The organism is Colwellia sp. F1, assembly GCF_056238625.1.
On record NZ_JBWDLI010000002.1, the window covers coordinates 57435 to 80279 of the forward strand.

General features: G+C 39.4%; 20 protein-coding genes and 1 pseudogene. 11 read left to right on the top strand and 10 right to left on the bottom strand.

Features of this window, described 5'->3' with window-relative positions; genetic code table 11:
• Position 1 precedes the first annotated feature (1 nt).
• Genes AC0UA9_RS02040 through AC0UA9_RS02055 form a run of 4 tightly spaced genes read right to left on the bottom strand, consistent with a single transcriptional unit; the run spans position 2 to position 4560 of the window.
• Entirely contained in the window at positions 2 to 598 is a 597-nt protein-coding gene (locus tag AC0UA9_RS02040) for a DUF6933 domain-containing protein (protein WP_475656306.1), read from the bottom strand.
• Positions 598 to 1980 (bottom strand): restriction endonuclease subunit S, encoded by a 1383-nt coding sequence (locus AC0UA9_RS02045; protein WP_475656310.1) that lies wholly within the window; start codon positions 1978 to 1980, stop codon positions 598 to 600. Before AC0UA9_RS02045 ends, AC0UA9_RS02040 begins: the two co-directional genes overlap by 1 nt.
• Positions 1970 to 3631, bottom strand: a complete 1662-nt coding sequence (locus AC0UA9_RS02050; protein WP_475656313.1) for a type I restriction-modification system subunit M — start codon at positions 3629 to 3631, stop codon at positions 1970 to 1972. The genes AC0UA9_RS02045 and AC0UA9_RS02050 overlap by 11 nt, the downstream gene beginning before the upstream one ends.
• 17 nt (positions 3632 to 3648) lie before the next feature.
• A complete protein-coding gene (locus AC0UA9_RS02055; protein WP_475656316.1) occupies positions 3649 to 4560 on the bottom strand; it encodes a WYL domain-containing protein in 912 nt (303 codons plus the stop codon).
• A gap of 195 nt (positions 4561 to 4755) precedes the next feature.
• Here AC0UA9_RS02055 and AC0UA9_RS02060 point away from each other — a divergent pair.
• Positions 4756 to 5121: pseudogene (locus AC0UA9_RS02060) on the top strand (TniQ family protein); the annotation flags it as partial.
• 17 nt (positions 5122 to 5138) lie between these two features.
• Here AC0UA9_RS02060 and parE read toward each other — a convergent pair.
• The 5 genes from parE to AC0UA9_RS02085 form a co-directional block, all read right to left on the bottom strand.
• Positions 5139 to 7031 (bottom strand): DNA topoisomerase IV subunit B, encoded by a 1893-nt coding sequence (gene parE / locus AC0UA9_RS02065; protein ID WP_475656319.1) that lies wholly within the window; start codon positions 7029 to 7031, stop codon positions 5139 to 5141.
• An 81-nt stretch (positions 7032 to 7112) separates the two neighbouring features.
• Positions 7113 to 7739, bottom strand: coding sequence for a YqiA/YcfP family alpha/beta fold hydrolase (locus AC0UA9_RS02070; protein ID WP_475656322.1), 627 nt, complete (start codon positions 7737 to 7739; stop codon positions 7113 to 7115).
• Positions 7740 to 7883: 144 nt separating this feature from the next.
• Positions 7884 to 8642: a metallophosphoesterase gene (locus tag AC0UA9_RS02075; protein ID WP_475656326.1), complete on the bottom strand. Its 759-nt coding sequence runs from the start codon at positions 8640 to 8642 to the stop codon at positions 7884 to 7886.
• Between the two features lie 7 nt (positions 8643 to 8649).
• Positions 8650 to 9123 (bottom strand): DUF1249 domain-containing protein, encoded by a 474-nt coding sequence (locus tag AC0UA9_RS02080; RefSeq protein WP_475656330.1) that lies wholly within the window; start codon positions 9121 to 9123, stop codon positions 8650 to 8652.
• 134 nt (positions 9124 to 9257) lie between these two features.
• Positions 9258 to 9893, bottom strand: coding sequence for an NUDIX domain-containing protein (locus AC0UA9_RS02085; protein WP_475656334.1), 636 nt, complete (start codon positions 9891 to 9893; stop codon positions 9258 to 9260).
• A 234-nt stretch (positions 9894 to 10127) separates the two neighbouring features.
• Here AC0UA9_RS02085 and tolC point away from each other — a divergent pair, with 234 nt between their 5' ends.
• The 3 genes from tolC to AC0UA9_RS02100 all read left to right on the top strand — a co-directional run bounded on the left by tolC (position 10128) and on the right by AC0UA9_RS02100 (position 13375).
• The gene (tolC, locus tag AC0UA9_RS02090) at positions 10128 to 11510 is read left to right on the top strand and encodes an outer membrane channel protein TolC (RefSeq protein WP_475656339.1); all 1383 of its coding nucleotides are present in this window, start codon (positions 10128 to 10130) and stop codon (positions 11508 to 11510) included.
• A gap of 161 nt (positions 11511 to 11671) precedes the next feature.
• Positions 11672 to 12610: an LpxL/LpxP family Kdo(2)-lipid IV(A) lauroyl/palmitoleoyl acyltransferase gene (gene lpxL / locus AC0UA9_RS02095; protein WP_475656341.1), complete on the top strand. Its 939-nt coding sequence runs from the start codon at positions 11672 to 11674 to the stop codon at positions 12608 to 12610.
• A gap of 120 nt (positions 12611 to 12730) precedes the next feature.
• Positions 12731 to 13375, top strand: a complete 645-nt coding sequence (locus tag AC0UA9_RS02100; RefSeq protein ID WP_475656345.1) for a TcpQ domain-containing protein — start codon at positions 12731 to 12733, stop codon at positions 13373 to 13375.
• Positions 13376 to 13464: 89 nt separating this feature from the next.
• Here the strand turns inward: AC0UA9_RS02100 and glnE are convergent, their stop codons facing one another.
• The gene (glnE, locus tag AC0UA9_RS02105) at positions 13465 to 16452 is read right to left on the bottom strand and encodes a bifunctional [glutamate--ammonia ligase]-adenylyl-L-tyrosine phosphorylase/[glutamate--ammonia-ligase] adenylyltransferase (protein ID WP_475656346.1); all 2988 of its coding nucleotides are present in this window, start codon (positions 16450 to 16452) and stop codon (positions 13465 to 13467) included.
• Between the two features lie 120 nt (positions 16453 to 16572).
• Between glnE and AC0UA9_RS02110 the strand changes: the two genes are divergently transcribed.
• The 7 genes from AC0UA9_RS02110 (at position 16573) to AC0UA9_RS02140 (ending at position 22822) form a co-directional block, all read left to right on the top strand.
• On the top strand, positions 16573 to 17571 hold the full coding sequence (locus AC0UA9_RS02110; RefSeq protein WP_475656348.1) for a hypothetical protein: 999 nt from the start codon (positions 16573 to 16575) through the stop codon (positions 17569 to 17571).
• Between the two features lie 25 nt (positions 17572 to 17596).
• Positions 17597 to 18499, top strand: coding sequence for a DUF350 domain-containing protein (locus AC0UA9_RS02115; RefSeq protein ID WP_475656350.1), 903 nt, complete (start codon positions 17597 to 17599; stop codon positions 18497 to 18499).
• A gap of 183 nt (positions 18500 to 18682) precedes the next feature.
• Positions 18683 to 20404 carry a polyamine aminopropyltransferase gene (locus AC0UA9_RS02120; RefSeq protein WP_475656352.1) on the top strand — a complete coding sequence of 574 codons (1722 nt, stop codon included), beginning with the start codon at positions 18683 to 18685 and terminating at the stop codon, positions 20402 to 20404.
• A 133-nt stretch (positions 20405 to 20537) separates the two neighbouring features.
• Positions 20538 to 20951 (top strand): YjfI family protein, encoded by a 414-nt coding sequence (locus tag AC0UA9_RS02125; RefSeq protein WP_475656355.1) that lies wholly within the window; start codon positions 20538 to 20540, stop codon positions 20949 to 20951.
• A 42-nt stretch (positions 20952 to 20993) separates the two neighbouring features.
• Entirely contained in the window at positions 20994 to 21683 is a 690-nt protein-coding gene (locus tag AC0UA9_RS02130) for a PspA/IM30 family protein (protein WP_475656359.1), read from the top strand.
• A 132-nt stretch (positions 21684 to 21815) separates the two neighbouring features.
• The gene (locus AC0UA9_RS02135) at positions 21816 to 22460 is read left to right on the top strand and encodes a hypothetical protein (RefSeq protein ID WP_475656362.1); all 645 of its coding nucleotides are present in this window, start codon (positions 21816 to 21818) and stop codon (positions 22458 to 22460) included.
• Between the two features lie 32 nt (positions 22461 to 22492).
• The gene (locus AC0UA9_RS02140; protein WP_475656366.1) at positions 22493 to 22822 is read left to right on the top strand and encodes a hypothetical protein; all 330 of its coding nucleotides are present in this window, start codon (positions 22493 to 22495) and stop codon (positions 22820 to 22822) included.
• Positions 22823 to 22845: the final 23 nt, after the last annotated feature.

Genomic DNA, 22845 nt, shown 5'->3' on the forward strand with positions numbered 1-22845 from the left:
CTCAGAACTCCTTTTCTGTTGTTTTATCGCTATTTAACAAGCTTAACATTGCTTTTATTGGCCAAATACAATCTTTTTTACTTTTTGCTGCCCCTTCTTCACGGCTTTTAACTGAACAGGGTCGGTCGGCCAACCATGCCGCCATTCTATACGCTGAGCAATCGATAATATTAACATTGTCATGCCAAAGTAAATGCTCAATATCACTAGCCATTTGGTTAAGCGTGCCTTGTACCGAACGATCAAATGATTTTTCAATACTCACCGCTGCTAATAAATTTTCGGCCGCTTGTAGTTGCTCTTGATCAGCGCCCACTTTTAATAAGGTGTTCATTAGGCTATCGGCAAAGTGATAGTCGAGGGCAGCAAAATCAGGCTTTTTCAGGCCTATTAATAATAACGGGAAACGGGTTTGGTTATGCACCATTAATACGCAGTTTCTACGCTGTAGCGTTAGCAAATTAGCATGCCAGCCAGACAGTGGGTTATCGACAACGTGTTCCGCTAAACTTGCTTGCAAATGTTCGCCCTCAGGTAACAAGCCCTGCTGAACAGGTAACTTAGTGATAAGTTTTTTCGTACAAGCAAGTTCAATCATTAGGCGACGTCCTTATTGATGGTGATTTGACCTGAGATAAGTTTTGGTAACAAAACATCTCTTGTTTTTATTAGCTCTGCGTTCTGCTTATTATTCAATAAAACTTTATTTAAGAACGGTGTCACTACCTCTGAAAATTTTTGTGTTACTTCACTACCACTGAATGGGAGCATAATCGATTTAAAAGTTTCACGAGTAATAGTGTTAAATACTGAACCGTGCCCTCTCTTTTGAAGATCAGAAACTTGGTGTCTGGTCATAAAATAAATATACTCATCCGAAACACCTTCGTTGCCATTGATACCGTAACATGATTGGTTCATCGCCATAGGCTCTCCCACCAAAGCACACTTACCTACAGTTCCACGAGCACTGATTATCGTAGTTCCAGTTCTTAAAATTTTGGTGGATGACTTATCTACGCCAAGTTGAGTAACATGCTTTTCAGTATCTAAAACAAAGACATCACTATCATTAGGCGCGTCTACAACTGAAAACCAAGGAATATCGCCATTCCAGTATTCATCAATGCTTGTTTTGGGCGTGCCGCCACCAATCAGTTTTATCAATGATTCAAATGAAGTCTTTTTCCAGCCCTTAGGTATCCACCCATTAATACCGATTGAGGGTTGATTGGTTTGTTCAAATTCACTTGGAAATAATGCGCGGATATCATTAGGTAGTGATTTAAATTCTTTTAGCTGCTGCGCTTGCTTGCGTTGCTCAGCTCTGTGTTGCAGGGCTTCAGGAAAATCACTTATATTGGTGCCATTGGCAAAGGCGTTATCGATAACAGGATCAAAATCTACAAACCAGCTTTTAAATAATGCCTGCGCCATTTGTTCTAGGGTTTGATTGAAGTTCTGATTTAGCGCAATTTTATCATCTAAAGTGCCTAAAACCTTTGAGACTTTGATTTGTTCATCTATTGGCAAGTAAGGAATTTTAATAGACTTGATAATATCAGGGCTTAAATTAGGTTGGCCTGAGCCACTTGCAGCATTAAAAAGTATCTTTTCATATTTTTCTGAAGAAAGTATGTAAAACAAATAGCCTAAATCAAGAGACTGTTTAGGTATAAACTTACCTACACGTTGATTAAGCAAAACTTTTTTATTATCAAGGTCTCTGAAACGTCCAACCCTTCCGACACTTCCTTGACCTGTCATTGCAATTAGGACATCACCATCAGTTAGCAGGAACTTATTTAACTTTTCGTTCATTTTATCTTCTGATAACAATTGTACATCATCCATTTTTACGACTTTGTTATTAACATTTTTAATCTTAATAACAGGTATTCCCTCATGAGATTTAAGGTCTTGGCTTTTAAAAGCAAAACCTCCCAAGAAATCACAGTGTTCGCCAAGGCTAACTAACATAACCCAACACCTCCAAGTTTTGACGAATTGCTTTATCTAACTCTTCTGCCTGTTCCATCTGGCTATAAAGGGTTTGGCTTAGTTCTTTCATTTTTACTTCAAACGGGATGCCGTCATCCTCTAGTTCAGCAGCCCCCACATAACGGCCCGGTGTTAATACAAAGTCATTGGCTTTGATTTCGTCAAGCGTGGCTGATTTACAAAACCCTGCAATGTTTTGATAACTGGTTTGTTGTAGGTCGGCCTTTAGGCCGTCGTGGTTATTATTAATATTATTTTCTTGATCTTGTCGGGCTAAAGCCCGACCTACATTTTGGTTATTTCGCCAATTATGATAGGTGTTGGTTATTTTGGCGATATCTTCATTGGTTAGTTCTTTATGAACCCGGCTAACCATTGTGCCCATTTCACGGGCATCGATAAACAGAGTTTCACCTTCACGATTACGGTAACCTCGTTCAGAGTCTTGTATTTTATTCTTAGTGATAAACCATAAGCAAACAGGGATTTGTGTGGTGTAAAAAAGTTGCCCCGGTAATGCAATCATGCAATCGACTAAATCATTTTCAATGATTTTTTGTCGAATTGTGCCTTCACCGCCCGTATTAGAACTCATTGAACCATTAGCTAGTACAAAACCTGCTGTGCCGTTTTCACTCAACTTGGAGATCATGTGCATGATCCACGCATAGTTTGCGTTGCCTGTCGGTGGCACTTCAAAGCCTGACCAACGAGGATCATCAACTAATTCGTTATCTGCACGCCATTGTTTCTGGTTAAATGGCGGATTCGCCATAATGAAATCGGCCTTAAGATCTGAGTGCTGATCTTTAAAAAAACTATCACCTGCAACATCACCTAAATTGCCAGAAATACCTCGTACCGCCAAGTTCATTTTGGCTAACTTGTAGGTGGTATTGGTATATTCTTGCCCATAAATTGATACGTCTTTTTTATTGCCATTGTGACTATCAATAAACTTCAACGACTGAACAAACATGCCGCCACTACCACAACACGGATCGTAGATCTTGCCTTTAAAGGGTTCGATCATTTCAGCAATGAGCGCAACAATAGATTTTGGCGTATAGAACTCTCCACCACCTTTCCCTTCGCTAGCGGCAAACTTACCTAAGAAGTACTCATAAACACGACCAACTAAATCTTCTTCGGTCATTTCACATTCATTTGCAACTGTGTCGATATTATTGATGGTATCGATAAGGGCGGCTAATTTACTGCCATCAAGCCCAAGGCGAGAAAAGTAATTGTCTGGCAATGCTCCTTTAAGTGATACGTTGTTCTTTTCAACGGTATGCAGAGCCGTATCAATTTTTACCGCTATATCATCTTGCTTGGCTTGCTTTTGAATAAACGACCAACGGGCATCATCAGGTAAATAGAACACATTGTCTTTGGCGTAGAACTCAACCATATCAACATAGTCGGCCATGCCTTCTGCTCTTAATTTTTCACGTTGTTTTTCAAACTTATCACTGATGAACTTTAAGAAGATAAGACTTAGTACAATATGCTTGTACTCTGCTGACTCAACACTGCCGCGCAGCTTATTCGCTGCATCCCAAAGTGATTCTTCAAAACCAAGTTCTTTTGCTTTGTTCTTTTTTGCGCTTGTTTTAGCTGTTGCCATATGGGTAATTATCCTTTTTAAATATCGTAACCAGGCGCAATCGACAGACTCTCAATTCCCTGCAATTCGTGAATATTGGCGAGCCTAAGCTGATACTGTTCGCCAACTAATGTGCTTTCTAATGAGCAATCTACGTTCCATTGCCTCATTAAGTAACCTAACAGCGCTTCTCGCACGTTTAATTCTATTTTCCCACCCGTCATAGCATAATCGAGTTCGATTGCTTTAAAATGTTTTATAGAAAGGTGCGGTACTAATGTTATTTTGTGAATGCTGTTCCATTGCTTATCAAATTCTTTTGATTGTATTGTCGCGATTGGCTTTTCAATTTCAGTAACGTTTTGTAATCGTGTACAAACAAAATCTCTAAAGCCTTTATTCTTTTTATCAAAAGCACGAACATGCCAGCGTTGACCATTGTTAGCCAAACTATGCGGCACAAGAACACGTTTTGTTTCACCTGATGACAGTGAAATATAATTGCATGAGATAGCTTGCCTGTTATTGATCGCACGCATTATTGTTGCGATAACATTTGAGTCAGGATGAATTAATCTTGTTGCATCAATGCAAACATCTGACGGTGTAATTCCATTAGAAAAACCATCACCAAACCCTCGACACAAACTATTAAGTGTTGCTTCAGGGTTATGTTCAAATACAGGATTAAATTCTGAAGTGCGGTAATATTGCTTGGTTTCGTGCTTTAGGTTGAGGTTATTAGGCGCAACTTCACGATACAAAGTTAAATCGCGAGAGCATGATGCTAGCCCTGTTTCAAAGTGGTTAACAAGGTCTGCGCGCGATATTTGCCCGAAAAACTGCAAGCAGAAGTCGATGAACGCAAGGCGTTCACGCTGTGCATAATTGATATTTGTTAAATCTACCAAGTGACATTCAACATTATTTTTATGTTTATTAAATAACACTTTAAATCGAACCGGAGTAACTTGCAATTAAAATGATACTATCATTTAGATATTATCATTTTGATTTAATCTATTCAGATTTACTGCTTAACTAAAAGGTAACATTTGTAAAAGCAAGATTTGAATATGTTACTTATTCGGCCATACCCGCCACCAACAGATACATTGCCCAATTATTAACTTCGCTTAACTGCTGCAAACGGCTATAAGAACTCTATGCAGTTGTTGCGTGATGAACACTGTTTACTGGCAAACAATAGACTTCCCGGTAAAAAGATCTTCTTTGGATATTTTGATTTAGAGCGTGTGGCAATGTTAGCGAATGTTAATACACATCAGCTTTACGCATTAAGTTTTAAGCATACATTTAGCACTCGCTGCTTGGCTTTTGGGCAAGAATTTCTTACAAAGGCTGTTAACTTTTCTAGTGTTCGAGTGTGTCCATATTGTTATCAAGAACAAGGCTCTATTCCATTTTATAACAGCTTGGTAGCGAAAACGTTTTGCACAAAACACAATTGCTTGTTGATAACAGTTCACCCAATAACAGGAAGAAATTAACTTGGGCTACCCATTAATTAAACTATCGCCAAATCACCTTTAGTTTGTAGCCATTCTTTTCGGTCTCCCGCACGTTTTTTAGAGAGAAGCATATCCATCACCTCAATCGTTTGGCTTTGCTCTTCATCCACGGCGGTAAGTTGTACTAACCGACGAGTGTTTGGGTCCATGGTCGTTTCTCGTAATTGCAGCGGATTCATTTCACCTAAGCCTTTAAAGCGTTGTACGTTCACTTTTCCACGTTTTTTCTCGGCTTCTATTCGGTCAAGAATGCCATCTTTTTCAGCTTCATCTAGCGCGTAAAATACTTCTTTTCCTACATCAATACGATAAAGCGGTGGCATTGCTACATAAACATGGCCCGCTTGTACTAATGGCAGAAAATGTTGCGTAAATAAGGCGCACAACAAGGTTGCTATATGAAGCCCGTCTGAGTCGGCATCGGCTAGAATACAAATTTTACCGTAACGCAGCTCTGATAAGTCATCACTGTCTGGGTCAATGCCAAGCGCTATAGAGATATTATGTACTTCTTCTGATGCTAATATTTGTTCTGAATCAACTTCCCAAGTGTTAAGAATTTTACCGCGCAATGGCATGATAGCTTGTGTTTCTCGGTCTCGGGCTTGCTTGGCGCTACCTCCAGCAGAATCACCTTCAACTAAAAATATTTCAGTGCGCGATAAATCTTGGCTACCACAATCGGTTAGCTTGCCGGGTAAGGCTGGCCCTTGAGTAATTTTTTTACGCACGACTTTTTTACTAGCACGCATACGTTTTTGGGCGTTGCTTAAACAAAACTCGGCGAGCAATTCTGCTATATCGGTATGCTCGTTTAGCCATAAACTGAACGAATCTTTTACCACGCCAGTAACAAAGGCGGCACATTGGCGAGACGATAAGCGCTCTTTAGTTTGCCCAGCAAATTGTGGGTCTTGCATTTTAATGGATAGAATATAACTACATTTATCCCATACATCGTCGGGCGTCAGTTTTACGCCACGGGGGATTAAATTGCGAAATTCACAAAATTCACGCATTGCCTCTAATAAGCCTTGGCGTAAACCATTCACATGCGTACCGCCAGAAACGGTTGGGATTAAGTTAACATAGCTTTCACCAATACTCTCGCCCCCTTCTGGCAGCCATGTTACCGCCCAGCTTGCAGCTTCGCTTTGAGCGATAAACTCACCTACAAAGGGTTGTTCGGGTAAGCTTTCATACTCAGCAACAGATTCTTTTAAATAGTCGGTTAAGCCATCTTCATAGCACCATTCATATTTTTTATTTTCAACTTTGTCATGAAATTTAATGGTTAAGCCTGGGCATAATACCGCTTTAGCTTTAAGTAAATGTTTGAGTTTTAATACTGAGAATTTTGCTGAGTCGAAGTATTTAGGATCAGGCCAAAATTTTACTCGGGTACCCGTATTGCGTTTACCTACTGTGCCTGTTTCAGTTAACTCTTCAACTTTAAAACCGTTTTCAAACGCCATTTCATACACTTTACTGTCGCGTTTAACTGTGACGTCAACACGCGTTGATAAAGCATTAACAACTGAAATACCAACACCGTGTAAACCACCAGAGTATTGATAGTTTTTATTAGAGAATTTGCCGCCAGCGTGCAGTTTACAAAAAATTAGTTCAACACCAGACACACCTTCTTCTGGGTGTATGTCCGTTGGCATGCCACGGCCGTCATCCGTAATTTCTAGCGACTGGTCTTTATCTAAAATAACATTAATATGTTGAGCATGACCTGCTAAGGCCTCGTCAACCGAGTTATCAATAACTTCTTGCCCCAAGTGATTTGGGCGCGAAGTGTCTGTATACATGCCAGGGCGATGGCGTACAGGATCTAAGCCGCTAAGAACTTCAATGGAATCGGAATTATATTGCTCGGTCATGGTTTATTTTCTATCTATAAAAAGTAGGTTGTTATTTTTACGCTATAAATAGCGCTTTATCTTTCAATGTTTATTCAAGCGTCACTGATTGAAAAACGCTGCGATCATTGGTAATTTATTATTAAAGCCAATAAAGCTGTGATCACCACCTTGCTCTATTATTAAGTGACTGTGTTGAAACTTTTCAACTGCTTGTTGATAATCTAACACTTCGTCACCTGTTTGTACCATAACAAGGTAATTATTTTTTTGCTCGTCATTAATACGGGGCGCTCGCTGCTCTATAGCTTTTAGGTCGCGCATGTGCTGCGCTGTTACTTGGTAAATAGTGTTGGTATAGGTATTTATTTGCTCACCAATATAGTCAGCTAATAAAGTATAAGGTTTAATAGCTGGGTTGATCAGCACCGCGCGCAGTTGGTATTTATTGGCTAAATAATGGCAGAAGTAACCACCTAATGACGAACCAATTAAGGACCAAGTGTGATGCGCTTGCGCCGTGCTACTTTTGGCATTAAGTATTTCTTCTAGTTGCGTAATAGCTTCGTTAGGCGAATTAGCGAGTTGCGGGCAAACAAAATTAATAGTGGGAAAATGTTCGGTAAAATACTGACGAGCTTGTCTTGCTTTTAATGAATTAGGTGATGAATTAAAACCATGAACATAAAGGATATTTTTGCTCACATCATTATTTTTATTTAATTTCATTTTTCTCTGGTTTTATCCCGACGTTATTTTCCTGTGATAAACATTACCCCAACACGCTTCATCATTCTCCTTTTATAACCCAACTACCTCAAAATACTTAGTTACAGTTGTTAGTTTAGCTATTAAGCCAGCAACAAAGGAAAGTTAACACGAGATAATATCACTACGGATTGTGCCGTTATCTTCAAGGTAAAATAGTCGATACCTTGGGACGACACAGCCGGCACTTTCTTTTGTATCACCAAACTGCACCGAGGTTGCTGGGCAAGTAAAAACTTCAACATTCTGCTTAAATAAATGCACTGCTCGGTGAACATGCCCACAGGCAATGGCTTTAACTTTATTGGTTTGTTGATGTATTCGCGTCAGAGTTTGCCAAAACTCTTCTTGCGCTAATAAACCATGGTTATCAATAGCGTAGCCGATATTAATAGGGTGGTGATGCATCATCAACAGTTGGTATTTACTTTTATCCATTTGCTGTGACATTGCCTGCAGTTTTGTTGAGCCTACTAAACCTGAAGGGGTATCACTTTTACTGTCTAGCAGTTGTATTTGCCAATATTTATGATCAATTAATTTATTACGATTAAACTCAGGTGAAATTAAGTGCTTATTTAATAACGCTCTATCATCATGGTTACCCGCTAAAAAATACACTGGCATTGCTATATTGGCCTGCTTAACTGCGCTAACAAAATGTTGATAAGATTGCTCACTGTGGTCTTGCGTTAAATCTCCAGTAAATACGACACAGTCAATGGTCGCTCTGTGGGCAATGTCTGTTAATACACTGTTTAAATTTTGCCAAACATTGGCCCCCAAGTGTTTCGCTTTTTTGTCAGCAAATAAGTGGCTGTCTGTAAACTGGGCGACGACAAAAGGTTTGTTTTGGTTACTCATCAATATATCATCCACTTGTTGCTAGTGTTAAATGTACTTGCCCATGCGCCAAGCACAACTTTAACCATTCATTTAAAAATTGATTGGTTTGTTGTTTTTCATCTTGTTGATGCATCTGTTTATTAGGGTAGTCGTAACGCGGCTTTATTTGAAAAATGCCTTGGCTACTAATTACCTCAGCCATGCGAGCGTCATGATATAAACGAATATTCATACGAGGATAAAGCGAATGAACGCTGTGTTTTTTCAAGGCTATTTGTTCAAAAGTTATCAAAGAGGTATACCGAGTGACTTCATTTACCCTGATCATATAGCTAAGCTGCTCGTTAATAAAAAAATGGCGCTGCTGGTTAAGTTGTGTTTTGTCGGCTTGTACCTTTAACAGTAAAAAATAGTTGTCAGCGCACAATGCCATCAAGCTAACAAGGTTAGGCCGATACTTTTTTTTACCATTTACGGTACTATTAGGGAAGAAACTCACTACTGTCCTTTTGGCTAAATTACTTTGGTTGAACTAGTTTTTTGGTTACGCTGTTTTGATTAAACGATATGCTCGAGCGTTATTTGTTAATTATGCCATATTTTACGGTTAACCGCAGCGATGTAATGCTGATATTAAAGCGTTTGGTAATTCAACGCTAACCATTGTAAGCCAATAATGGTTGCTGCATTCACTATTTTTCCTTCTGTTAATAGTGCAAGTGCTTGCTCTCGTGAGACAAGGTGTAGCAATATATCTTCATGCTCTACGTCTAAACCATAAACACTACCAGGTGATACTGCATTACTGTCAAAACTTGACCAATATAAATGAATGCGTTCACTCATGCCGCCGGGGCTAGAAAGGTATTGCATAATAGGCTTAATATTCTCTGATATTAAACTGATATTAGCTTCTTCTTTTGTTTCTCGAATAGCTACCTCAATAGGGTTTTCATTGTCGCCAAACATACCTGCAACAAATTCAAGTAACCAAGGAGTTTGCTCGGTGCGCAAGGCGCCGGCTCGAAACTGCTCTACTAGCAATAGTTTGTCTTTTTTAGGGTCATATAAGACAACAACAACGGCATCCCCGCGCTCAAAGACTTCTCGGGTGAAGACATCACTACACTCACCTGAAAATAACTTATGTTTTAGCTGATACTCATCTATAGAAAAAAAGCCTTGATATTGAGTATTAATTGCCGTAATTGCTACGTCATTTACATTATATTGAAACATCGTTGGGTATTTATTTTTATCGTCTGACATAAATGCTCTCTTGCGAATAAAACACGATTTTTTTAATCATTATTTGTTACACTAACCACCATGGATTTTATTTTGTTACGTTAAAAACTTTTGTAACCTATAAAATAGCTATATATTCTGTAAGTATAATTGTCTGTAATAGGCCTGTTTAAAGCATTAAATATAATGCTCAACCTTATTTCTATTGTGATCACACGATATGCAGAAATACACCTTCGAAGGAAAGTTCGACTCATGAAAAAAACATTAAGTACATTGATTATAGCTATTGCCGGTGCTGTAACTGCAGTGAATGCGCAAGCCGACGATTTATTATCAGTTTATCAGCAAGCATTATTAAACGATACTGTGGTTTTAAAAGCAAAAGCGCAATTTGACATAGTACAAGAAGATATTGTACAAGCTCGCTCGGTTTTGTTACCACAAATTAGTGCACAAGGCAGCATGAATATTAGTGAAAGAGAATCGCAACAATCAAACGTCGGCGATGATGGTACTATCAGCTTTTTTGATACCACCACCACTACAGATTCAATCAACTTTGGCGCTAACTTGAATATGCAGCTTTATCACCATGACAGTTGGTTGCGTTTAAATATTGCAGAAAAGACAGCACATCGCAGTGACTTAACTTACCAAGTAGCAAAACAAGATTTAATTGTACGTGTTGCCCAAGCATATTTTGCGTTGTTAGCCACCAAAGACGATTTAGCTTTTGCTAAAGCAGAAAAAGCAGCTATCGCTCGCCAGTTAGAGCAAACCAAACAGCGCTTTTCTGTGGGGTTAACTGCCGTTACGGATGTGCATGAAGCACAAGCCCAGTTTGATAATGCGGTATCGGAAGAGATTCGTGCTGAAAACGCTATTTTTAGCGCAGAAGAAGAGTTACGCGTTATTACCAATACTTACCCTAGAAATATTCATGTGTTAAACACTGATCGTTTTAGCACGTCAACACCCAACCCAGCCAGCGCAGATGAGTGGCAAAAAACCGCTGAAGCAAAAAACTTAGAGCTTATTGCAGCGCAAGTGGGTATTGACGTTGCTAAACAAACTATTCGCTCAGCAAGAGCTGGCCATTACCCAACCTTAGATTTAAATGGTCAGTTGGGGCGCGGTAAAAGTCAAACTGACATAGATGCTTTTGGCGAGAATAAAAGCTTTGATGACACCCCCTTTTTTAATAATTACTCGGTTGGCGTAACACTGAATGTCCCTATATACTCTGGTGGAGCAATAGAAAGCAGCGTCCGCAAAGCGCAAAGTAATTTTGTTTTAGCGAGTCAAGACTTAATGCAAACGCATCGCGCAGTCGTGCGTACCACGCGCAATGCTTATAATACAGTTGTTGCCAGTATTTCTAGTATTAAAGCATTTGAGCAATCAGTACTCAGTGCAACAAAAGCATTAGAAGCAACTGAAGCGGGTTTTGAGGTGGGTACACGCACTATTGTGGATGTATTAGACAGTACTCGTAACTTATACAATGCTAAACGTAACTTATCATCAACACGTTATGCATATATCCAAAACGTATTATTATTAAAACGTGCTGGTGGTACAATTACTGATGAAGATATTGCAGCGATCAATGCTGGGTTAATTGCCGAAAAGTAACGCGTGTCAAGCGCTATTAACAAGGATACACAATTACTGTGTATCCTTTTTTATGTCATTGTTGCGCCTTTGCTTTCGCATATCTTTGCTTTCATATCACCAACAATACCCGATATAATTCCCCCTTTAAGTGTCTTTATAAATTATTAAGAGAAAATACTGTGAGTAAAAACAAAGTTTTACAGCCTGATTTTAAATTAGCTTTTTTATTACCTAAATACTGGTTAACTTGGTTAGGTGTTTTTATTCTTTATAGTATTTCATGGTTACCGTACAAATGGCAGTTAGGCCTAGGACGTATGCTAGGGCGTGTGTTATATAAAATTGGTTCAAAAAGAAAACACGTTGCCAATGTAAATTTATCACTTTGCTTTCCCCAAATGAGTGAACAAGAAAGAGAGCAACTGTTAAAGAAAAACTTTGAAAATACCGGTATAGCCTTATTTGAAACCGGTATGGGTTGGTGGTGGCCTGATTGGCGGATAAAAAGAAAGTTTACCGTGACGGGGCTAGCGCATTTAGAAAATGCTAAAGCAGCGGGCTATAATACCTACATTTTAGGAATGCACTATTTGTCGGCTGAAATTATCGGCCGAGGGTTTGGATATAACTACCCTTCTGTTGTATTTTATCGCCCGCATAACAACCAATTAATGGAGTTTTTTCAATACCGAGGCCGAGGGCGTTCAAATAAGTATATGTTAGGTAAGCAAGATGTTAAAGGTTTAATTAAGGCGATACGCGATGGGGAGCCGTGCTTATATTTGCCTGACCAAGATTACGGGCGTAACCGCAGTGTATTTGTCCCTTTTTTTAATGTTAAAGAAACTGCCAGCACTACGGGAACACTTATCTTTGCGCGCCAACCTAACACTAAAACCTTTATGATAATACCGCAACGCCTTGACGATGGCAGTGGTTATACTGTAGAAATTACGCCGGCATTAAACAACTTCCCAACAGACAATGATGTGAACGACGTCACCCGGGTGAATCAGGAAATTGAAAAAGCAATTTTACGTAAACCAGAACAATATATGTGGTTGCACAGGCGTTTTAAAACGCGTCCCGACCCTAATGCGCCGTCGTTATATAAATAATGAGGGATAGCTGTTAGTTGTTGAATGTTGTTAGTGTACAAATTTAATCTTTTGCTAAACCAACTAACCTTTTGTATTGTGTATAGCTATAATAAATGAATCAATTAGAGGCTAGCTGTTATGAGTTTTTGGATCAGAAGCATTATAGTAGCCGTGGTACTTATCGGGCTAGCGGTAGCATTTTTTCTTAATAAAGATGTGTTACTGGGTGCCAACCAAGTTGAAATAACAACATCACCAACCGGTGAAGAGGGAAGTAAATCCAGCCAACAATACAAGCAAAACCAAAGACGAGTTAACGCAGCAGCTGAAGGCCTGTCTAACTTTTACGCTAAAGTGTATGGCGATAAAAAAGAAAGAAGGGTCGTCAATAACGTTATTTTTCTTCCTGAGCCTGAAGGTGATTTAGTTGAAATACTACAAGCAAGAAAGATGATTGTACGCCCTTATTCAAAAAGTTGGACTGGCAGAAAATTAGCTCGCCCCTTTAGAGCAAATGAAACGCTTTACCAAAAACTCACTGAATATGCTAAAGATGAGGGTCTTGAAGTGCTTTGGTGGATCAATAAAGACTTTATTATTAAGGACCCATTTCGCATCAATAAAGACATTGTTAAAACAGCACGCCAAATAGCCCTTGCAGTGTCGGGCCATTATCCAGAAGGTGTTAATAGTTACTTTTGCTTTCGCCAGCGAACGTTAGTGTTTATTAATGAAGCTATTCCTTACCTTAAAGGTGAGTGTACATATTTAAATTCACCTTAACAGGGCTTAGTCACACGCCATATTCGCATTAAACATACCTTTGCTTTAATTTTCTCACCTTCATTACTGTGCATCAAGTCAAGACCGGCTTACACTTTATGTTGTCCAGTTGCTGGTAACATAAACTTTTGCCATATTTTCTGCACATGTTTGCTTTGTGGTAATAACGATTTATCGATTAATAGCGCTTCATTCTTTAAGGTTGCTTTGTGCCCAAAATGTCTAAGCTGCTGATAACTTTTAGCGAGTATCTCTTGCTCTGTAGTACTGACTATGTCAAGTGCTACCAATAACTTAAAAATACCTAAGGTATCACAACGTGCGGTTAGTTTTTCATAGGCATGGCTATGTGCTAACACAAGATATTGCGCCAAAAATTCTATATCAACTAAGCCGCCCCCACCTTGCTTAATGTCCATAAGCTCAGCCGTCGATTGGTCAAGGTGGCTGCGCATTTTCTTTCGCATCGCGCTCACTTCATCTTTTAACTGGGCAATATTTCTTTTTTTACTTAGCACCTGCTGTCGAATACGTTTAAAGCGATTAATAATAATGTCGTTACCATAAACCACTCTTGCTCGAACTAACGCTTGATGCTCCCATGTCCATGCATCGTGTAACTGATACTCACCAAAGTTATCAATATGTATTACTAATAGCCCTGAATTGCCAGAGGGACGCAGGCGCATATCTAATTCATATAAAACACCGCTATTCATACGGGTATTAAAAATATGCATTATGCGTTGGGCGAGTTTCATATAAAATTGGCTCGCTGAAACCACCTTATGGCCACCAACTAAGCCTGTTGTTAATTCACCTTCTGGGCTGTTATCAACAAAAACCAAATCAAGATCTGAACCATAACTCAACTCTTTACCGCCAGTTTTTCCATAAGCGATTACAGCAAAGCCTTTATGCTGGCTGTCAACTGTTGAGGTAGGAATACCAAAGCGTTTCGCCACTTGTTGCCAAGCAATATTAATCACTTCATTTATGATCGCTTCCGCCAAGGCCGTTAAATGGTCGCTGACTCTTTTTACATCGAGCACACCCGCAATATCTGCTGCAGCAATACGCAGTTGCTGTGCTTGTTTAAAAACGCGTAAACCATCCATTTGCGCTTCCAAATCTTCTTCTGGAATACGTAACATATTTTCACGTAACTCAACGCCATAAGCAGATAATTCTGGCGGGTTATGGAGTAAGTTAGGGTCAATTAGTTCATCGAGTAAAATGGGGAATTTTGCAATGTAATCAGTGACCCAGCTGCTCGCTTGACATAAGTGAATTAATTGTTTTAATGCGCCTTCGTTTTCAAATAGTAGTTCTAAATATGCGGTACGTGTCACAATTCTTTTAAATACATGTAACACACGCTCAAGCACATATTCAGCTTGCTTGGCCTGCTGAATATGACAAATAAGTAAGGGGATAAGCTTATCTAATACTTGTCGCCCCCGACTACCAATACTACGCTTGCTCAAGTCGTCTCTGAAGTCTGCAATTAAATGCCAAATTTTTTCACTATTCCAGATAACCGTATTTTGTAATACTTGCTCTTGCTCAACCCAGGCAATTGACTCTTCATTGCTCCAGCGACTATTCCACAGTACACTCCAGTGCTGATCATCTGCTTGGTGATTTGGGCTTTCTATACCTATTAATTGATCAAACTTTTCGTGTACAGCTTCCATATGTCCTTGCAATACTTCTATAAAGTCATCCCAACAAGAAAAGTTTAAGACAAACAATAACCGTTGTTTGTCTAACGCATTGTCAGGTAAGGTTTGTGTTTGTTTGTCTGCTAAAGCTTGTAAAATATTTTCTACTCGGCGTAAAAAACAATAAGCTTTTGCTAAAACTAATGTACTTTCTTCTTCTAATTCGCCAGAAATAACCAATTCAGGTAATACAGTTAATAAATTTCGCTGCTGCAATGCCGGTACTCTGCCACCACGAATCAGTTGAAATACTTGCACAATAAATTCAATTTCTCGAATACCACCTGCCCCTAGCTTAATATTATTAACCAGTTGCTTACGGCGTACTTCTTGTGAAATCATACTTTTCATTCTACGCAAGCTATCAATCACACTGAAATCGATATAGCGACGATAGACAAAAGGCCTTAATAACGCTGATAATTGCTTAGCGTAGTCTTGATTATCAAGGGTTATGTTGGTTGGTTTTTGTTGCGTTTCACTACTTGCAGTGTGACTAGCAGCGTTTTTTGTAAAAGGAATAACCCGCGCTTTGAGCATGGCATACCGTTCCCAGTCACGGCCTTGCTCTTGATAATAATCTTCCATTGCGCTAAAAGTTAGCACCAAGGGGCCACTTTCTCCAAAAGGCCTTAAACGCATGTCAACTCGGTATACAAAACCATCTGCGGTCTGTTGGTGTAGTGAGGTAATAAGTTTTTGCGCTAAGCGGGTAAAAAATTGCTGGTTGTCTAGGCTGCGCCGGCAACCTTGCGTTTCACCACTATGGGGGTAAACAAAGATTAAGTCGATATCAGATGAAAAGTTCAATTCTTTTCCGCCAAGCTTACCCATACCATAAACGAGTAAACGTTGTGGCACACCTGCCCTACTTGTTGGCACCCCCCATTTGTCCTGACAAAACTGTGTTAACCAGTTAAGACTAGCTTGGATCAAGGCGTCTGCTAGCGAAGACAATCGTTGTAACGAGCTTTGCAAATCAATATTTAACACCAAATCAGCAATGGCGATATTTACCATTTGCTGTAGTCTAAAGCGCCTTAACAAACGGTGCAGTTGTTCTTCACTTTGACAGTCTTGTAACAGCGTCTCTAATAGTGTTTCATAAGGCGGTGTTGTTGTATGATAAACACTTTTATTCTCAAATAATGCTAAGACTAATTCAGGTGCTTGTAATGCACTCGTTAAAACAAAATCACTTAAGGTAATAGCAAGTTTAAAGTGTTCAAGTTGCTCTGGTGTCAATACTTGAGTGCTTTCGCCGTGCTGTTGATGAAACTGCTGCCAACTTTTTTGTTGCTGCTGCTCAAGTAACTCATTATCATGAAGCTGTGAGAGAGTAAAATAAGACAAAGGCGTTCCTTTAAGTGGTTAATTTTATATTACCAAGAAGATGGACATAATATGTCATCAATGATATTAATACGGTATAATTTAACAATAACATAGCATTTTATGGAGATGATGGCAGTAATGCAAAAGCTAACACAATCTTTTCCTCGGCGCTGTTTAAAAAGTATGTCTACAAAAGCAATAATCGTATGCACACTTTTTTTATTGTCTGCCTGTGGAGACCCAGTCAAAGAACAAGCTTTACAACAATTGCCGATTACCGAGCAAAGAGTGGCGCAGTTAGGTGATGCCCTTAAAAAGGGTCAGGTACGTAATGCAACGTTAATTAAACAGTATGCTGCGCAAGTAGCAGCGCTCAAACCAAACCTGTCTACTTTAATAAATGAATTTAAAAAAGATGCCTCAGTAGAAGGTCCAATGTATTTAGCACTACTTGACCGAATTAACACGGCCAAAAATCAACCTCAAATGTTTGCTTCAAGCCAAGCACTTTACGAAGAGTTACTTAATATTTATCAGGCAGCTGACCCTACACTGTTTTCTGAAGCATTAAGCGACCCACTCAATGTACTAGCAGATATGTCTGATGGCCAACTACCGCGTATCAATGCATTGTCAAAAGCGCAAAGCCAACAAGCTAACAATGCGCAAGACTTTGGTACTGGCGAACAGCTAATTGGTAACCCAAGTTATGGTCAATGGCAAACCGGCAGTAATGGCATGTCTTTTTGGGCCTGGTATGGCATGTATTCAATGCTAGGCGATTTAATGGGCCGTCGAACTTATTATAACGACTGGGGAAGAAGCCGTAATTACAGCTATTATAATGACTACGGTAGAACGCGGTATAGTTCTCCTAGCCAGCTAAATAAACAAACCAAACTTGATGAACGCACAAAAAAGTCATTTGCTAGTCGTGGGCAGAGGTATTCAAGTCCTTACAGTAAAAACCGTACGGGCGCATCAAGTTTATCAAGTAAAAGTAAAACGGCACAAAGCAGTGCTAATCGTTTTCGCAGTAATAACGTTAAAAAAAGTAGCTATGCAAGTAAAAGTAAGCGCTCTAGCTTTAGAAATTCTAATACCAACACTTCTCGCAGCTTCAGACGCGGTAAGTAACCAGCAATAGGGATCAAAAAACATTATGAATAAATTAATTGAGCTTGTTGGTCTAAGCCAAGAACTACTCATTTTTTTAGCAATAGACATTACTATTGCTATCGTGCTTTTAGGCGCAATGCGCTTTTTGTTAGGTGTTACGAGTAAGGTTAACAGTACCGAAGAATTAGCCCAAAAAGACAACTTTTCATTTGGTGTCAGTGTTGCGGGGAGCATTTTAGCTTTAGGTATTGTGCTTACCGGCGCCATTACTGGTGAGAACGCCCCTAGCTATACTATGGAAGTAATTGGCATGTTAGCTTACGGTGCTTACGGTTTAATTTTAATTAAAGTCGGTCGCTTTATTCAAGACAAAGTTGCATTACAGCACTTAAATAAAACCGAGCTCATAAAAGAGCAAAACCTCACCATTGGTATAGTCGATGCTGCTGGTGCAATTGCCACTGCCATTATCATTCGTGCAGTATTACTTTGGGTTGATGGCTTAAATGCAGCAACTTTCATTGCGATTACTAGCGGTTTTATTGTTGCCCAAACGGTTTTAGTATTAGTGACTCGTATTCGAGAAAAGCAATACGCTACAAACAACCAAGACGATTCATTACAAGATGCATTAAGCGAAGGTCAGTTAGCGCTTGCCATCCGTTATAGCGGCCAAGTAATTAGTACCGCACTAGCCGTTACCGCAGCGAGTTATTTCTTTGTTTACAGCCCAGATGATTTGGTGATGATCCTTGTTGGATGGTTAATATTTGGCGTTATTATGACAGTATTGGTGTCGCTACTAACCACCATAGCAAAGCGCATTGTGTTATGGGGTATTAACTTAGTAGAAGAAGTGGATCAGCAACATAATATTGGTGTGGCTAGCATTGAAATGGCAACAAGTATCGCCATCGCATTAATTTTAACGGCATTGATGGCCTAAGTTAAGTGACAGCTGCTAGGTACTTGGTGTTAGGCGCTAAGGGGTAACGATAACAGTTAAACGCTAGGCCTAGTACTTCCTTGTGCCTAGCGCCTGGCTTTTTGCTCGTCACTCAGCACTGTCTAAGTACTTAACCCCTGGTCAAGCGTCCATTCTTTTACTTTTTCTTTATCGAATTTTATTATGCTTTCAAAAGACTCACGCCTGCTTGACGATACCTTACTTATTTTAACCATGGCTGTGTTGGCAGGCTGCGGGTTAATTTATGAATACCTGCTTTCACATTACGCTGGCAGAGTATTGGGCGTAATGGAAAGCACCATTTACACCATGATTGGCTTAATGATTGTGGCTATGGGGTTAGGTGCTTTTGCTGCCCGCAAGGTGCGCTGTGCTTTTAATGGTTTTGTTTATTTAGAGTTAATTATTGCCCTACTCGGCTCAAGCGCTATTTTATTTATTGGTGCTTTAATAGCTATCACACAAACGTTGCCACATATTATTGCCGACCTATTTTCGTTGCCGCCCGACATGCTTCCCCAAGGCGGGCTCTTTAAGACCTTAAGTTTTTTAGCCATTAATAGCCCTTATTTTTTTGGTGTTGTTATCGGCTTTTTCATTGGGATGGAAATTCCGTTAATTGCGCGAATTCGTGAACAAATTCATGGCCAGCATTTAGCAAATAACCTTGGCACAATTTATGGTGCTGACTATATCGGTGCTGGGGCAGGTGCCGCCATTTGGGTAATTTTCTTACTAAGTATCGATATCAGTAAAGCCGCTGCGTTAACTGCTAGCCTAAACCTAATAGCTGGCGCATTCTTTATCCTGCGGTATTGGCAACAGTTGGTTTGGCGTAAAACTTTTGTCGGCTTGCATTTGCTTTTGGCACTACTCATTCTACTCATGTTTAATTATGGCAACCAATGGCTTAACCAAATGAATAGCTTACTCTATTTAGATAAGGTCGTTCATGTACAAAAAACAAATTATCAACAACTGACTTTCACTGAAAGAAAAATGGGCTTAAATACAAGCGATATTAAAGCAAACAAAACGCAAAGCAGTGTGATTAATTTTTACCTTAATGGTCGCTTACAGTTTTCTTCTCTTGACGAACATATTTATCACGATTACTTAGTCGTCCCGGTGATGGCAGGCTCAGCACGCCATGATAATATTTTAATTGTTGGCGGTGGCGATGGTTTAGCATTACGCGATGTATTAACTTACGATCCAAAAAGTGTAACCTTAATTGACTTAGACGGTGAGTTAATAGATATTTTTCAAAAACCTGATGAACATTTAAGTGCCAGCCTGGCTAACAAAATTCGTTATTTAAATCAAAATAGTTTACAAGATCAGCGGGTAACAATTTTACGTAGCGACGCTTTTGTTACCTTGAATGACCTACTGAAAACTGGGCAGGTATTCGACGCAATTATTGTTGACTTACCTGATCCAAGCCACCCAGATTTAAATAAACTTTACACGGTTAACTTTTATGCTAGGTTAAAACAGCTCCTAGCGGGCGATGGCTTAATTGCTATACAATCAACCAGTCCATATCATGCTAAAGACTCTTTTATTTCTATCGGCAAAACACTAAAAGCCGCTGACTTCCCACATGTTCAACAGTACCACGACAATATTCCTAGCTTTGGTGAATGGGGCTGGACTATTGCCGCTAAAATGGGTGCGAGCCCTTTGGCACGGCTTAACCAATTAGACGAACTTCCCATTGCACCTAATTGGCTTAATTTAGCGCTCCTAAAAGCGGCCTTTATTTTCCCCAATAACTTCTACAAAAACGAAGAAAATATTGATATAAATATCTTAGGCAGTCACACCTTATATCAGCTTCATCAACAAGCTTGGAAAAACCAACAAGGACTAGGCCAGTAGATTATTGTTAAGGGTTAAGTGCCGAGAAATGAAATAGTATAAATAAATGCTTGACATAATATGTCAAGGTGGTAAATTTAACTTAGATGACATATTATGTCATCAAAAGAAAATAAATTAAGGATAGGAACATATGAATATTCATAGTATAGCCGACCACTTAAATGGCTTAGGCGACAACTCAGAAACAGGAATGAACTTTGACTGCCAACCGATTTCAGGCGAAGTAGATGTACTACAAATTACTGTTTTAGGTAGAGAAGAGTTACCTATTTTTGTTTCAGTAACTGATGATCAAGTACTTTGCATTAGCTATCTTTGGGGAGTTGATGAAGTAAAACCTGACAGCATAACTGCAATGCACGAGAGCATGTTAGAAATGAACATTCCTATGCCATTATCATCTTTTTCTAAAATTGGTGAAAAATATGTGGTTTTCGGTGCCCTTTCTATCAACTCAAGTTTTAATGATATAGAACACGAATTAGCGGTATTAAGTAATAACGCTTTAGAAGTTATTGATGATATGAGCGACTACCTACTTTAAGCCAATCGTTAGCTTAGCTAGTTACCTTATTAGGAGAGAAAAATGAGTATATTTAAAAAAATTATGACTGCAGTTCGTGGTGGTGCTTCACAAGCAGGTGAAGCGATCATTGATGCTAATGCAACCCGCATTTTCGAACAAGAAATTCGTGATGCAGAGAACCATTTAACTAAAGCAAAGCGTGATTTAACCGGCGTAATGGCCGAGCAAATGTCAGCGCAACGCGAAGTAACACGTTTAGAAAAAGAAATCACCGAGCACGAAGGGTATGCCGGACAAGCATTAGAAAAAGGTGATGAAGCCCTAGCGCTAGCTGTAGCAGAAAAAATTGCCACACTAGAAAGTGATCTAGCGACACAGCAGCAAGCCCATGATAGTTTTGCTGGTAATGCACAAAGATTAAAAGAATTAGTCAAGAAAAGTGAACGTCAAGTAAGCGAACATAAGCGTCAACTTTCTATGGTGAAAACCACAGAAAGTGTACAAAAAGCAACCTCTGCAATTACTGATAACTTTTCATCAAGTAATTCTAAATTGTTAAGCGCTAAAGACTCATTAGAGCGCATTAAAGCAAAACAGCAAAAATTTGACGATAAGATGAAGGCAGCTGAGGTACTTGAGTCTGAAGATTCTGACACATCACTTGCCGCACAATTACAAGCTGCCGGCATTGGTGCTCAAAGTAGTAATGCCAATTCGGTATTAGACCGCATTAAAGCGAAACAAAAGTAATAGCAAGCGGTTGAGTCAAAACATTCACGCTAACGCGACAAGCAGTAGATTATAGTTTCTGTTGCTTGTCGCTTTTGCTTACTGATAGCTTTATTAGCACAGCGCTTGTTAGCGCAATACTTAAGGTGGGTTATGAGTTTTTTTACACGGTTATTCAAGAAAAACAACCAAACAGAGCAACGTCAATTAACGCATGTAAATCAACTTTTAGTGGGTGATATTATTGTCCTTACTGATAGTTTCGCTTTACCAGAGATACTGCGTAACCAACAGCTACAAGTTACGGCTGTAAATACTTACGAGTATGAGCACAGCACTGAAGCTGAATGGACCCTACAAGGGAGTGATGATTTGCTATTGTTTCTTTCTTTAGCTATTGATGACACTACCGAATTAAAATTTGCCTTAAAGCTATCTCCTCAAGACGTTGAAACGCTTTTTGATTTAGACACTTTTTCTGAAATTTTTGATGAGCCAGGCGACGCATTTCTTGAGCGTAAAGCAGACAATAAGCTTACTGCCAACTGGACTAGTGAACAATATCAACAAAGCACTTTTGCAAAAGTAGGTTTTTTTCACCGTAAAGATCACCGAAGTGAAACCATTAGCGCTTATGAAGGGAAAGATAGCGGCGAACAATTCGAACTTTATACCTTATACAATGAAGATCAAAGTAAAGGGGTTGATATAGAAGTCTGGCAAGATGGCGACACGGATGTATTTCTCACTATTTTTCGCCCGTTAACTGATATTATAGATATGTATTCAGCAAGTTAGCGATACTAACCAAAATATAATTAGAGGTTATCATGACCAAAAAAATGCCTGACAAATGGCAATCTTCTGTAAAAGCAATCAAGGCTGTTCAAGTCGCTTTTGACATGGACGAAAAAATACAACTTGCTATTAGAAAGCAAGCCCTTGACGCTGGCCTAAGCCCTTCTGAACAAATACGTGATATTTTAGGGCTCCCAGTTAATAAGCGCCCAAAACGCCCTCGCCTTACTGTTAGCTTAGCCCCTGATGACTACCAAGTTTTAGCTAAAAAGTATGGTTTGCCAGCCGAGCAACAGCTGGAAATAAAAAAGCGCTTAATGGATGAACTTATTTCTCATGTCAAAAATAATGAGACTAAATAGCCTATGCTAACGACATTCAGATC

Coding starts and splice junctions, on each gene's coding strand:
- AC0UA9_RS02115 (WP_475656350.1), top strand. CDS start 17,597: ATGAATAAATTAATTGAGCTTGTTGGTCTAAGCCAAGAACTACTCATT.
- AC0UA9_RS02140 (WP_475656366.1), top strand. CDS start 22,493: ATGACCAAAAAAATGCCTGACAAATGGCAATCTTCTGTAAAAGCAATC.
- AC0UA9_RS02085 (WP_475656334.1), bottom strand. CDS start 9,893: ATGTCAGACGATAAAAATAAATACCCAACGATGTTTCAATATAATGTA.
- AC0UA9_RS02040 (WP_475656306.1), bottom strand. CDS start 598: ATGATTGAACTTGCTTGTACGAAAAAACTTATCACTAAGTTACCTGTT.
- AC0UA9_RS02110 (WP_475656348.1), top strand. CDS start 16,573: ATGCAAAAGCTAACACAATCTTTTCCTCGGCGCTGTTTAAAAAGTATG.
- AC0UA9_RS02075 (WP_475656326.1), bottom strand. CDS start 8,642: ATGAGTAACCAAAACAAACCTTTTGTCGTCGCCCAGTTTACAGACAGC.
- parE (WP_475656319.1), bottom strand. CDS start 7,031: ATGACCGAGCAATATAATTCCGATTCCATTGAAGTTCTTAGCGGCTTA.
- AC0UA9_RS02130 (WP_475656359.1), top strand. CDS start 20,994: ATGAGTATATTTAAAAAAATTATGACTGCAGTTCGTGGTGGTGCTTCA.
- AC0UA9_RS02100 (WP_475656345.1), top strand. CDS start 12,731: ATGAGTTTTTGGATCAGAAGCATTATAGTAGCCGTGGTACTTATCGGG.
- AC0UA9_RS02050 (WP_475656313.1), bottom strand. CDS start 3,631: ATGGCAACAGCTAAAACAAGCGCAAAAAAGAACAAAGCAAAAGAACTT.
- AC0UA9_RS02135 (WP_475656362.1), top strand. CDS start 21,816: ATGAGTTTTTTTACACGGTTATTCAAGAAAAACAACCAAACAGAGCAA.
- AC0UA9_RS02120 (WP_475656352.1), top strand. CDS start 18,683: ATGCTTTCAAAAGACTCACGCCTGCTTGACGATACCTTACTTATTTTA.
- AC0UA9_RS02125 (WP_475656355.1), top strand. CDS start 20,538: ATGAATATTCATAGTATAGCCGACCACTTAAATGGCTTAGGCGACAAC.
- AC0UA9_RS02045 (WP_475656310.1), bottom strand. CDS start 1,980: ATGTTAGTTAGCCTTGGCGAACACTGTGATTTCTTGGGAGGTTTTGCT.
- tolC (WP_475656339.1), top strand. CDS start 10,128: ATGAAAAAAACATTAAGTACATTGATTATAGCTATTGCCGGTGCTGTA.
- AC0UA9_RS02070 (WP_475656322.1), bottom strand. CDS start 7,739: ATGAAATTAAATAAAAATAATGATGTGAGCAAAAATATCCTTTATGTT.